The organism is Allosediminivita pacifica (assembly GCF_003054175.1).
In the GTDB taxonomy this organism is placed as follows: domain Bacteria; phylum Pseudomonadota; class Alphaproteobacteria; order Rhodobacterales; family Rhodobacteraceae; genus Allosediminivita; species Allosediminivita pacifica.
On sequence record NZ_QBKN01000018.1, the window covers coordinates 23,082 to 35,239 of the forward strand.

At 67.0% G+C, this 12,158-nt stretch carries 11 protein-coding genes; 5 read left to right on the forward strand and 6 right to left on the reverse strand.

The window, feature by feature from the left end; genetic code table 11:
- Window positions 1-17: 17 nt before the first annotated feature.
- Window positions 18-1,187 carry a glutamine-hydrolyzing carbamoyl-phosphate synthase small subunit gene (gene carA, locus C8N44_RS14195; protein WP_107977438.1) on the reverse strand — a complete coding sequence of 390 codons (1,170 nt, stop codon included), beginning with the start codon at window positions 1,185-1,187 and terminating at the stop codon, window positions 18-20.
- 185 nt (window positions 1,188-1,372) lie between these two features.
- Here carA and C8N44_RS14200 point away from each other — a divergent pair, with 185 nt between their 5' ends.
- On the forward strand, window positions 1,373-1,837 hold the full coding sequence (locus tag C8N44_RS14200) for a GatB/YqeY domain-containing protein (RefSeq protein WP_107977439.1): 465 nt from the start codon (window positions 1,373-1,375) through the stop codon (window positions 1,835-1,837).
- A 6-nt stretch (window positions 1,838-1,843) separates the two neighbouring features.
- On the opposite strand, the gene C8N44_RS14205 is transcribed toward C8N44_RS14200, so the two are convergent.
- From C8N44_RS14205 to C8N44_RS14220, 4 genes are all read right to left on the reverse strand, one after another.
- A complete protein-coding gene (locus C8N44_RS14205; protein ID WP_107977440.1) occupies window positions 1,844-2,743 on the reverse strand; it encodes a hypothetical protein in 900 nt (299 codons plus the stop codon).
- A 2-nt stretch (window positions 2,744-2,745) separates the two neighbouring features.
- Window positions 2,746-3,252, reverse strand: a complete 507-nt coding sequence (locus C8N44_RS14210) for a DUF2244 domain-containing protein (protein ID WP_107977441.1) — start codon at window positions 3,250-3,252, stop codon at window positions 2,746-2,748.
- 96 nt (window positions 3,253-3,348) lie between these two features.
- A complete protein-coding gene (ctaD, locus tag C8N44_RS14215; RefSeq protein ID WP_107977442.1) occupies window positions 3,349-5,022 on the reverse strand; it encodes a cytochrome c oxidase subunit I in 1,674 nt (557 codons plus the stop codon).
- A gap of 212 nt (window positions 5,023-5,234) precedes the next feature.
- Window positions 5,235-6,041: a hypothetical protein gene (locus C8N44_RS14220; protein WP_107977443.1), complete on the reverse strand. Its 807-nt coding sequence runs from the start codon at window positions 6,039-6,041 to the stop codon at window positions 5,235-5,237.
- Window positions 6,042-6,255: 214 nt separating this feature from the next.
- Here C8N44_RS14220 and C8N44_RS14225 point away from each other — a divergent pair, with 214 nt between their 5' ends.
- The 3 genes from C8N44_RS14225 to C8N44_RS14235 all read left to right on the forward strand — a co-directional run bounded on the left by C8N44_RS14225 (window position 6,256) and on the right by C8N44_RS14235 (window position 9,717).
- Complete coding sequence (locus C8N44_RS14225; protein ID WP_107977444.1) at window positions 6,256-6,774, forward strand: helix-turn-helix transcriptional regulator; 519 nt, start codon at window positions 6,256-6,258, stop codon at window positions 6,772-6,774.
- A gap of 259 nt (window positions 6,775-7,033) precedes the next feature.
- Window positions 7,034-7,402, forward strand: a complete 369-nt coding sequence (locus tag C8N44_RS14230; RefSeq protein WP_107977445.1) for a hypothetical protein — start codon at window positions 7,034-7,036, stop codon at window positions 7,400-7,402.
- Window positions 7,399-9,717, forward strand: coding sequence for a pyrroloquinoline quinone-dependent dehydrogenase (locus tag C8N44_RS14235; protein ID WP_107977446.1), 2,319 nt, complete (start codon window positions 7,399-7,401; stop codon window positions 9,715-9,717). Before C8N44_RS14230 ends, C8N44_RS14235 begins: the two co-directional genes overlap by 4 nt.
- A 434-nt stretch (window positions 9,718-10,151) precedes the next feature.
- Here C8N44_RS14235 and C8N44_RS14240 read toward each other — a convergent pair whose 3' ends face one another.
- Window positions 10,152-11,714: an alpha-amylase family glycosyl hydrolase gene (locus C8N44_RS14240; protein WP_244641096.1), complete on the reverse strand. Its 1,563-nt coding sequence runs from the start codon at window positions 11,712-11,714 to the stop codon at window positions 10,152-10,154.
- A gap of 189 nt (window positions 11,715-11,903) precedes the next feature.
- Here C8N44_RS14240 and C8N44_RS14245 point away from each other — a divergent pair, with 189 nt between their 5' ends.
- Complete coding sequence (locus C8N44_RS14245; protein ID WP_244641095.1) at window positions 11,904-12,113, forward strand: hypothetical protein; 210 nt, start codon at window positions 11,904-11,906, stop codon at window positions 12,111-12,113.
- The last annotated feature ends 45 nt before the right edge of the window (window positions 12,114-12,158 follow it).

Genomic DNA, 12,158 nt, shown 5'->3' on the forward strand with positions numbered 1-12,158 from the left:
CGGCCGTTCGGGACTGTTCAGCCCGCGGTGGCGGCCTTGCGGTCCATGTTCTGCGCGAAGCGTTCGAACAGGTAGAAGCTGTCCTGCGGGCCGGGGCTGGCCTCGGGGTGGTGCTGCACGCTGAAGACCGGGCGGTCCTGCATGCGGATGCCGCAGTTGGAGCCGTCGAAGAGGCTCACGTGGCTTTCCAGCACGCCGCTGGGCAGGGTCTGGGTGTCGACCGCGAAGCCGTGGTTCATCGACGTGATCTCGACCTTGCCGGTGTCGATCTCCTTCACCGGGTGGTTCGCGCCGTGGTGGCCGTGGTTCATCTTGATGGTGCGCGCACCGAGCGCGAGGCCAAGTAGCTGGTGCCCGAGGCAGATGCCGAAGATCGGCAGTTCGGTCTTGTCGAGAAGGCCGCGGATCATCGGCACGGCGTATTCGCCGGTCGCTGCCGGATCGCCGGGGCCGTTCGACAGGAACACGCCGTCGGGCGAATGGGCCATGATGTCCTCGGCCGTGGCCGTGGCGGGCAGCACCGTCACCTCGCAACCGGCGCTGGCAAGGCAGCGCAGGATGTTGCGCTTGGCGCCGTAGTCGATGGCGACCACGCGGTGGCGCGCTTCGGTCTGGCGGGGATAGCCGTCGGGCCAGGCCCACCGCATCTCGTCCCAGCGGTAGCTCTGCGCGCAGGTCACGCCCTTGGCGAGGTCGCGTCCGGTCAGGCCGGGGAAGCCGCGCGCCGCGGCAACCAGCGCCTCGACGTTGAACTTGCCCTCGGGGTCGTGGGCAAGCGCCACGTGCGGGGCGCCCTGCTGGCGGATCGCGCGGGTCAGGCGACGGGTGTCGATGCCGCCGATGGCGACCCGGCCGCGCGCGGCGAGCCAGTCGGAAAGCTCCTGCGCCGTCCGCCAGTTGGAGGCCTGCGTCGGCATCCACTTGACCACCATGCCCTCGGCCACCGGATCCGCCGTCTCGTCATCCTCGGGGGTGACGCCGACATTGCCGATGTGCGGGAAGGTGAAGGTCACGATCTGGCCCGCGTAGGAGGGGTCTGTCATGATCTCCTGGTAGCCGGACATGGCGGTGTTGAAGCAGAGTTCCGCCTCTCGCTGGCCGGTCGCTCCGAACCCCTGACCGTAAAAGACCGTCCCGTCGGCAAGCGCGAGGCAGGCGGTCGGGAAGGGGGCTTGGCTGATCGGCATGGCAGAGACTCCGGGCTGGCGGCAAATCCACGCTTACCTATGGGGCAGCGCGGGGGCCGTCAAGGGCCGCGAAAACGCGGCGTCACGGCGGTTTTGCCCTTGTTTCAAAGGCTTGGGCGCGCCTTGCGTGGGACCGGGCGTTTGGATAGATTGCGCTTTCGTGACAAGGGACCGGGGATGAGACGATGGAACTGCGCGCCAAGGTGAATACGGCCGTCAAACAGGCCATGCGCGAGCGCGACCAGACACGGCTTTCGACGCTGCGTTTGATGAACGCCGCGTTCAAGGACCGCGACATCGCTGCCCGCGCCGAAGGCAACGAGAACGGCGTCGACGAGGTCCAGCTGCTGGCCATACTCGACAAGATGGTGAAGCAGCGCCGCGAGAGCGTCCGCAGCTACGAGGAAGCCGGTCGGCTCGACCTTGCGGACCAGGAACAGGAAGAGATCGAGATCATCGAGGAATTCCTGCCCCGCGCGCTGAGCGACGACGAGGTCGAGAAGGCCGTGGACGATGCCGTCGCCGAGATCGGCGCAAGCTCGATCCGCGACATGGGCCGCGTGATGGGGGTGCTTAAGACCCGCTACACCGGACAGATGGACTTCGGGCAGGTGGGCCCGAAGGTCAAGCAGCGGCTCGCCGCCGGCTGATCCCCCTCAAAGCGGGGGGAAGCCCTCGCGCGCGATCCGCTGCCCGTGCTCCGAAAGCGCGAAGCGCTCGACGTAGCGCGTCTTGAAGCTCGTGCGGCCACGGCGTGCGCCGAAGTTCTCGCCATGGTTCAGGATGTAGAGCACCCTCGGCTCGCCAAAGGGCTCGAGCCGGCGTCCGGCGAGACCGGCGAGGTAGGGGAACATCCGGTGTTCGTGGGCTGTCATCGCCCGCAGGAAGGCCGTGCATTCGGGAAGGCCGGGATCGTAGCGGAGCGCCACGCAGGAGCCGCAGAGCTTCCAGAAGGCCTTGCGCCCGGGGGCGCCGGGATCGGCCGGCGCGGCGAGCGCCATGGTGCCGGTGCCCGCGTCGAGCACGTAGCCGGTTTCGGCGATGTAGCCGCCCGGGGCCTGCCGGCCGAGCATCTCGGCCACGGTCCCCTGACGCAGGATGTCGTCGGCGTCGAAGCTCATGACGTAAGCGGGGTCGGGCGCGCTGTCCTTCAGATGGCTGCAGAGCGCCGCCAGCTTGCGCCACTTGTCGTTGCCCTCGACCTGTTCGTCGAACGGCAGGTGGGTGATGCGCGGGTCGTTGGGCAGGGGCGGGCGCTCCTGGCAGCAGATCACTGCCCGCCAGCGCGTGTCGTCCTGGCTGATGAAGCTCTGCAGCGTGGCCTCCAGCCGCGTGGTCACCGCCGCCCAGTCGCTCACGTCCGAAGGCGCCACCAGGGGGATCAGGAAGATGACCTCGCGCGCCGGGCCGCTGAGCTTGTCGCGTTCCGCAGCGCGCAGGGCGAGCGCGGCCTTCTCCGAAGGAGCCGGCCGCAGCGTGCGGGTCGGAAGTCCGATGTCGGCGGCAAGGCGCAGGGCGCGGCGCTTCCATTTGGGGGTGGCGGGTGCCTGAGCCATTCTCAGTCTCCGTTCTTGTTATTCAGCCGGGCCAGGGCCCGGATCAGGTCGTCATGCAGCGCCTTGCGCTCGTCCTCGGCGAGGAAAGAGCCGATTTCCACCTCGCGTCCGTCGCCCTTGAGCGTGACGTAGTAGGGCACGGGGCCGCCGGTCTCGTGCAGGAAGACACGTAGCCAGTAGGGATTAGTTTCCCAGAACTGGTCGTTTCCGCGCGGATTCTTCCGGCTGAGCGTTGCTCGGTGGGGGGAAAGCGTGAGTTCTTCGAGGATCTGTCGGTCCCGGTCATTGCGCCGGAGCGCGTAATAGATCCCGGCAGTGGCCGCCAGCATGAAGGGCAACAGCCCCCACAGCACGAAGGTTCCCAGAAAGCCCACCATTGGGATAGCCGCCATGACGAAGAACGTCAGCATGAAGGCCGCGAAGCCCTGCGGCGGCAGGGACTGGTGCGGCCAGAGCGTCAGGATCCTGGTCTGTGGGCGGGCGGGGTCGTCGGACCATCTGTACGGCATGGCAGGGCAGTCACTTAGCGAGGGAATCCGGGAAGGCGAACAGAAAAGGCCCCGCCATGGCGGGGCCTCCCTTTTGTCTGGCTTGTCGGGCCGGGATCAGTGGGCGTGGCCCTTGTCCCAGTCCTCCTGCTTCGGCAGCTGCTCGAAGGTGTGCTCCGGCGGCGGCGAGGGCAGGGTCCATTCCAGCGTGTCCGCGTATTCGTTCCACGGGTTCGCGGCGTGCGAGACGGCGCCCTTGCGCAGGGTGTAGATCACCAGGCCGATGAAGAACACGAACGAGGCGAAGGAGAGCAGCGCACCCCAGCTCGAGACGTGGTTCCAGAAACCGAAGGCCTCGGGGTAGTCGATGTACCGGCGGGGCATGCCCTGACGGCCCAGGAAGTGCTGGGGGAAGAATGTCAGGTTGGCACCGATGAACATCATCCAGAAGTGGATCTTGCCGGCCCGTTCGGGGATCATGCGCCCGGTCATCTTGGGGAAGTAGAAGTAGATCCCCGCGAAGATCGCGAACACGGCACCGAGGCTCATCACGTAGTGGAAGTGCGCCACGACGTAGTAGGTGTCGTGGTAGGCGCGGTCGACGCCTGCCTGGCTCAGCACCACGCCGGTCACGCCGCCCATGGTGAAGAGGATCAGGAAGCCGAAGGCCCAGAGCATGGGCGTCCTGAACTCGATCGAGCCGCCCCACATCGTCGCGATCCAGCTGAAGACCTTCACGCCCGTCGGTACCGCGATGACCATGGTGGCCAGCATGAAGTAGCTCTGCTGCGAGAGGCTCATGCCGACGGTGTACATGTGGTGCGCCCAGACGACGAAGCCCAGCACGCCGATCGCGATCAGGGCCCAGACCATCGGCAGGTAGCCGAAGATCGGCTTGCGCGAGAAGGTCGCGATGACGTGGCTGATGATGCCGAAGCCGGGCAGGATCACGATGTACACTTCCGGGTGGCCGAAGAACCACAGGATGTGCTGGTAGAGGATCGGGTCACCGCCGCCAGAGGGCTGGAAGAAGGTGGTACCGAAGTTGCGGTCGGTGAGCAGCATGGTGATCGCGCCCGCGAGCACCGGCAGGGCCAGCAGGATGAGCCATGCGGTGATGAAGACGGACCACGCGAAGAGCGGCACCTTGAACAGGCTCATGCCCGGTGCGCGCATGTTCAGGAAGGTCGTGATGATGTTGATCGCGCCGAGGATCGACGATGCACCCGAGACGTGCACGGCGAAGATGGCGAGGTCCATCGCGATGCCGCCTTCGGAGGTCGACAGCGGCGGATAGAGCACCCAGCCGACGCCCGCGCCGAGCTGGCCGTTGCCGCCGGGCGAGAAGACCGAGCAGACCGCCAGCGTCGAGCCGGCCACGAAGAGCCAGTAGGACAGGTTGTTGAGGCGCGGGAAGGCCATGTCCGGCGCGCCGATCTGCAGCGGCATCAGGTAGTTGCCGAACCCGCCGAAGAGGGCGGGAATGACCACAAAGAACATCATCAGCACACCGTGGCCGGTGATCATGACGTTCCAGAGGTGGCCGTTGGGGGTGCAGTTCTCGGTCGCGGTCGGGAAGAGGCGCGCCCCTTCCATACACATGAACTGAACCCCGGGCTCCATGAGTTCGAGCCGCATGTAGACGGTGAAGGCCACCGAGACGAAGCCGACGAGCGCCGCGGTCACCAGGTAGAGAATCCCGATGTCCTTGTGGTTCGTCGACATGAACCAGCGGGTAAAGAAGCCCCGCTCGTCTTCATGCTCGTGGCCGTGAATGGCGGCGTCAGCCATCTTTGTGCCTCCTGCTGTTCCTTGCGCGGCCGCAGAAGGGAGTCCCCCCACGTCCGTGATCGAGCTTCGTTCTAGAATGCGGGCTGCGGTCGGGCAATGGAGGGATTTGACGCAGATCAAGGAAATTTGTCGCACCGCAAGGGCCGCGCAGCTGGCGCGGCCCCGATCCTGCCCCGCGCGGGGCAGGGTGAAGGTTGTCCGGCGGGTCCGGATCAGGAGGACTGGCGAATCCTCTCGGTGGACACCGGGATGCGGACGACGCCGCCCGAGGCAGAGATCCCACCGCCGCCGATCTCGACGCAGTTGGTGCTGCCCGAGGAAATCGCCCGGGTCATGAAGCGGACCCGGCCGATCGAGCCGTCTCCGGCGAGAAGCGCGTCGTGCACCACGCCGATCCGCTGGCCGCCGGAGCTCACGACCGGCATGCCGGTGAAGGCCGTGGTGTTGCCGCCGTTGTAGCAGGTCAGCGAGGCATTCCGCGTGCCGGCTCCCGCGGCCGTGGGGCTTCCCGGGTTCCAGTCCATGTTGCCGCTGCTCCGGGAATCATCGTCCGTGCCACCGCTGGACGAGCCCGGTGTATTGGCGCCACCGCTGGAGCCGCTGCCGCCGGCCCCGCTGCCGGTCCCGCCGCTGCCGGAGCCACTTCCGCCCGAGCCACCGGAGCCACCACCGCTGCCGGAGCCGCCTGTGCCGCCGTTCAGTGCGTCGCCTGTACCGTCGACCACGTCGTCCACCGCTCCGCCGAGATTGCCGCCACCGAGCGCGTCGTCGACGCCGTCGCCGAGCCCGCCGCCGCCGTCATCGGCGCCGTTCAGCGCGTCGCCCACGTCGTCGACGGCATCGTCCGCGCCCTCGGTGACACTGTCGACGGCATTGCCGACCGCGTTGTCGCCCAGCCCGTCGCTGAGCCCGTCTCCGACGTCTTCGACCGCGTCGCCGAGGCCGCCCTCCTGTGCCAGGGCCGGGGTTGTCATCAGGGCGATCGCTGCCGCCGATATCCAGAGCTTGCCAGTCCGCATCGTCTCCTCCTCCATGCGAATTGAGGTCATGAAATGGAAGGGAAGCGCCAGATGGCGCCGGGACCATCCTCCGCAAGTCGTAGTCGTCTGGGCATGGCGCATTTACGCCATTCGGCTGATGGATTTCGCGATGTCAAGGAAATGACGGATTCCGCGCTATGTTGATATTCACCCGTGTGCTCTGGGAAAACTCTTTGGGAACAGGCGTATCGCCATGCTTGAGAGATTCACCACGCGCATGCAAATGCGTTGCCTGCTATTCTGCGTTCTCATGATCGGGGCAGTTCAGGTCGCCAATATCCTTGAACGTCCGAACGTAGCTCCGGCCTGGCTGCTGGTCGACTTGTCCATGCTTCCGCTCATCGCGCTTTGCGGTCTCATGGGGCTCTTGGTCTATCGGCGTCAGTCGAGGGCCCGTGATCAGCGCGCGGAACTCGAGGCCCGGCTGAGCGCCGCTTCGGGTGATATCGCCGGGCTGCTGGAACGGCGCTTTGCCGATTGGCGCCTGAGCCGTACCGAACGTGAGGTGGCGCTGCTGATCATCAAGGGCTTCAGCAACTGCGAGATCGCGGAACTGCGCGGAACACGACCGGCGACGACCAAGTGCCAGACCTCCGCGATCTTCCGCAAAAGCGGGCTGTCGAACCGGCAGCAGCTGGCGTCGATGCTGCTCGAGGACGTGGTCGACCGGATGTCGGAAGCGGAACCCGGAAGGCAGGGCGCGACCCCCTGACCGCGGGCATTCGGGAGCATCGCCGCGCCGCCGTTGCGAAAAGGTTCCGGAGTCCTGACGCTAGGTAATCAGGGTGGCGGCGGAACCATGCAGGTGCTTCGGCAGTTTCCTGCCAAGTCATTGCGTCGCCTCGAGGGGGTGCCGGGCCCGGCTTCCGCAGGGAAACCGAAGGGAGACCCGGGTTTGCCGGATTTTCCGGCAAGGCGCTTCGGCGTCGCCTTGGCAGATTGAACAGGTAACCCTTTCCAAGGAGGGACGCATGGCATCTTCGCCCTCGTCCGTGCGGCCACGCACGATCCTGATCCTGGCCGGGGCGCTCGCGGGCGCTGCGGTTGCGGTCTACAACTACCTTACTCCGCTGACGGGGGTGACTGGCAGCCTCGGGGCGCTGATCGTCATCGCGTCGAGCATCCTTCTCATCATTGCAGGCGTCCTGATCCAGCTGTCGCAGCCCGGCGGCTGGCGGTCGCTGCTGCGGACGCTGGTGGTGCTCGGGGCCATCGGCACCGGGCTCGCCGCGTATTTCCTGCATGAATGGTGGCTGATCGTCGCCATGGTCATCGTGCTCGTCGGCGTCGTGCTCGACGTCTCCACCACCCGTTCCGCAGGCAAGGGAGCCACGGCATGATCCGCACTATCCGACCCGTCAGCCACACCGTGCTGGCCCTGGCGCTGGCCGCATCGGCGCCTGCCTACGCGCAGGATGTGGGCGCGACCGGCACGCCCGATACTCCGACCGAACAGTCGCAAGATCCCGGCACATCGACTAACACCGACAGCGACGAGGCGCCCGAGGAAGCCACTGACGGCGGAATCGAGGACACGTCCGGCGAGACCGGGGAAGACGCCGGGGCGGGGGAGACCGATGCCCCGGACGCCGAGCCGACCGAGGCTGAAGAAAGCACCGGCACGCAAGACGCGAGCGAGGCTGAAGGCACCGACGCGACCGATACGGAAAGCGGCGCGGACGATGCCGCGGCGAGCGGCGACGAAGCAACGTCCGATACCGACGCGGAGGCCACCGAGGGCAGCGATGCCGTGACCGAGGGCGAAGGCGCCAGCGCCGAACGCACCCGCATGGATATTCCGCTTGTTCCCGAAACAGCCGTCTGGGAAGGCTTCCATGGCCAGGCCAACGCGCAGAAGTATTCGCCCCTGACCCAGATCACCGCCGACAACGTGGGTGAGATGGAGAAGGTCTGGGAGGTGCACACCGGGGACGTGTCAGACGGCACGGGCGATCTGCCCGCTACCGTCTGGTCGGCCACGCCGGTCTATGCCAACGGCATGCTTTACATCGGCACGCCCTTCTACCGGGTGCTGGCGCTCGATCCAGCCACCGGCGAGGAGATCTGGAGCTTTGACACCGAAAGCACGCTCGAGGCGCTGACCCAGCCCGCGCTCAAGAACCGCGGTGTCTCCTACTGGGAGGCGGACGAGCCCGTCGAGGGCGAGGCCTGCCAGAAGATCGTCTACCTCGGCACCATGGACGCGCAGCTTTTCGCGATGGATGCCGACACCGGCGAGCTTTGCGAGGATTTCGCCGAGGGTGGCGTGCTGGACGTGAACCAGTGGAACGACACCAACGACCGTTGGCCCCTGTCGCTTCTGCAGCCGCCCACGGTGGCGCGCGACAAGCTCATCATCGGCTGGGCCGGCAAGGACTGGGAATGGGCCGCGGCACCTCCGGGATCGGTCTTCGCGGTCGACGCGCAGACCGGCGAGCGGGACTGGGCGCTGCAGATCCTGCCCGAGGAAGTGCGCGAACAGACCGGCACCGCCAACGTCTGGACTCACATGAGCGTCGACGAGGGTCTTGGCCTCGTCTACCTGCCGGTGTCCTCGCCCTCGCCAAACTACTGGGGGGGCAACCGGCTTCAGGACATCCCGCTGTCGACGTCTACCACTGCGGTGGACATCGAGACGGGCGAGATCGTCTGGTCCTACCAGTACGTGCACCATGACGTCTGGGACTATGACACGAACGCCGCGCCGACGCTGATGGACATCACGGTCGACGGCGAGGAAATCCCGGCGCTGATGCAGTCCACCAAGATGGGCATGCTCTTCGTGCTGAACCGCGAGACGGGCGAACCTGTCTGGCCGATCGAGGAAATCGAGGTCCCCACCGACACCGATATCGAGGGTGACGAGCTGCGCCCGACCCAGCCCATCGTGACAAAGCCCGAGCCGGTGGTGTCGCTGACCGAGCGGCCCGACGTCTGGTGGATCGCGGACATGCTGAGCCTCGGGGAATGCTCGCGCATCTTCGACAACGCGCGCTATGACGGGATCTACACGCCGCTTTCGGCCGAGGGCACCGGCACACTGGTCTATCCCGCCACCTTCGGGGGTCAGCAGTGGGGCGGTACTGCCTTCGATCCCGAGAACCAGATCTCGATCGTGAACACGTCGCGGGCGGTGCAGATGCTCGAGATGTTCCCGCGCGAGGAATACGACGAGGTCGCCGGCAGCTCGGGCAACGAGACGGGCTTCTATCCGCAGACCGGCGCGCCCTACGGGTTCAATCTCTACGTGCCGCTGAACTGGCTGGGCATGCCCTGCTGGGAGCCGCCCTACGGCGACATCCGCGCCATCGACATGACGACCGGTGAAACGCTCTGGACGCGGCCCATCGGCGCCTCGCAGAAGTACGGCTTCTACATGCCCGAGAGCATGGGCTCGCCCACAATCGGCGGTCCGGCCGTGACGGCGGGTGGCGTGATCTTCATCGGTGCCTCGATGGACGCCAAGGTGCGCGCCTACTCGGTCGAGAACGGCGACGAGCTCTGGTCCGACGTGGTCGAGGCGCCTTCGGTGTCGAACCCCGCGGTCTACGAGCACGAGGGGCGCCAGTACGTGGCCTTCGTCGCCGGCGGCAACTCGATCCTGAAGAACCAGGTCGGCGACCAGGTGGCGGTCTACGCGCTGCCCGAGGACTGATCGCGTCGCCGGGTCTTCGGGCCCGACGTGGCGCTGGACAGGGGCGGTCCCGGCGATATGCCGGGGCCGCCCTTTTTTTGTTGGGGGTGACCTGGTTGCCTCGCGCTTCATCCTCCCTCGACAACCAGGGGTATCGGCGGGGGAAAGACTGCCTGCACGAGGCCCTTCGTGCAGTGGGAGCCGGGCCAGCGCCGGACCGTGGTTTGGCGCAGCGACGGCGGGTCGGAGCGCTTTATGGCAGCCACATCCGGACGACCGATGAGCGGCGCTCTGCAATTGCCAAAGCGCCAGACCGCGCGGACGGTCCGGCGCTGGCCCGGCGGGGCTGACGCCCCTTGTTCCGGGCTTTTCAGGCCGTGATCCGGACGGCCGGTTAGCGCCTCACGGCATCGGGTTGCGCTATCTCGTTCCTTCCCGTTACCCGTAGGGCCTCCTCACTGCGCCAGAACGCGGCCTTCGCCGGGGGCTAGGTCGCCCGAGTCGTTTCCGTGGGTCGAGATCAGGCAGGTGCCGGGATCGGGGCAGGGGGCGGCGGTTTCGCCCAGGTTCAGCGTCACGGCGAGCGTCCGGCCCTCGAACGTCCGGCGGTAATGCAGAACCTCGCCGGTGGCGTTGACGCCGGTGAGGTCCCCCAGCGTGAGCGCCTTTTCCCGCTTGCGCAGCGCCAGCAGCGCCTTCTGGAAGGCCAGCATCGATCCCGGGTCGGCCTGCTGCGTCTCGACCGCCACCTCGGGGCGGGGGTCGATAGGCAGCCAGGGCGTCCCGGTGGTGAAGCCCGCGCCGGGGCCGGTCTCCCACGCGATGGGCGTGCGCACCGGGTCACGGCCGAGACCCTGCCCGGGGACGTTGCGCTCCCACGGGTCCTGCACCGCCTCGGGCGGGATCGGCACGTTCTCCATCCCCAGCTCGTCGCCTTGGTACAGGGTCGGCGTGCCGCGCAGGGTGAGCAGCAGCATGGCCGCCAGCCGCGCGCGCCACGGCCCGATGCGCGAGGCGATGCGCGGGCGGTCGTGGTTGCCCAGCACCCAGTTGGGCCATGCGCCCTCGGGCAGCGCGGCCTCGTAGGCACGGATCATGCCAGCGAGGGGCTCGGCCTCCCAGACGGCCTCGATCAGGAGGAAGTTGAAGGGCAGCTGAAAGGCGTCGTGGTTCTCGCCATAGTATTTCATCAGCTGCTCGGTGGTGCCGTAGATCTCGCCCACCAGGAGCCGCTCGGGATCGTACTCGTTGGCGACGGCGCGCATGTCGCGCCCGGCGGCGAGGATCTCGGGCTGGTGCTTGATGTTTACGGCGAGGTGGCTGCGGGCCGGCCCCATGCTTTCGACCCAGTCGGGGTTGGGCGGGTTGTCGCCTAGGTCGGGGTTCGGCATCAGGTTTTCCAGCGCGTCCACGCGGAAGCCATCCACGCCCCGATCGAACCAGAAGCGCATGACGTCGTACATGGCCGCGCGCAGTTCCGGGTTGCGCCAGTTGAGCGCGGGCTGTTCGGGCAGGAAGACGTGCAGGTAGTACTGGCCGGTCTCGGGGTGGAAGGTCCAGGTGGGGCCTGCGAATTCGCTGATCCAGTTGGTGGGCGGGCTGCCGTCGGGCAGGGGATCGCGCCAGACGTACCAGTCGCGCTTGTCTGCATCGCGCGACTGGCGCGCCTCGAGGAACCAGGGGTGCTGATCGGAGCTGTGCGAGGGCACGAAGTCCAGCAGCAGCTTCAGGCCTGCGTCCTTCACCGCCGCTGACAGCCGCTCGAAATCCTCGAGGCTGCCGAAGAGCGGGTCGATGTCGCAGTAGTCCGCCACGTCGTAGCCCGCGTCCTTCATCGGCGAGGGGAAGATGGGAGAGATCCAGATCGCGTCGATGCCGAGATCGACGAGATGCGGCAGACGCTGACGGATCCCCTCGAGGTCGCCGATACCGTCGCCTGTGCTGTCCATGAACGAGCGCGGGTAGATCTGGTAGATCACCCCTTCTTTCCACCAGGGCTGCGTCGCTTGGTGTGTCACGTGGGGCCTCCGTTTCCTGCCTGCCTGTCGTGGGCAGTCTGGAAGCGCCGCTCCCCGGGCGCAAGCAGGCTCCGGGGGGCGGGGATCTCGGCGGGAACCATTCACCCCTGATGGGGCGTTAATATGGAAATGATGTCATTGACATCCTGCAGACAATGCTCCGCTAGGGGCGCTTGAGGAGACGATCCGATGGCCTTTTACGACGACCTGATGACCCGCGAACGCCCGTCGCTGCGCAACTGGGTCGCCCGCATTGTGGAAACCCCCTTCGACCGCCGTCAACGCCAGCTGGCAAGCCAGGTCGAGGCCCTGCGGTCAAAGTCCGACGCCCAGTTGGCCGAGCTTGGCCTGCAGCGCGAGGATATCCTGTTTCACGTCTTCGGCGCCGGTCGCCGATAGGGCGGGTTGGCGGCCGCGGCGAATCCCCCCGCTGCGGCCGCCGTC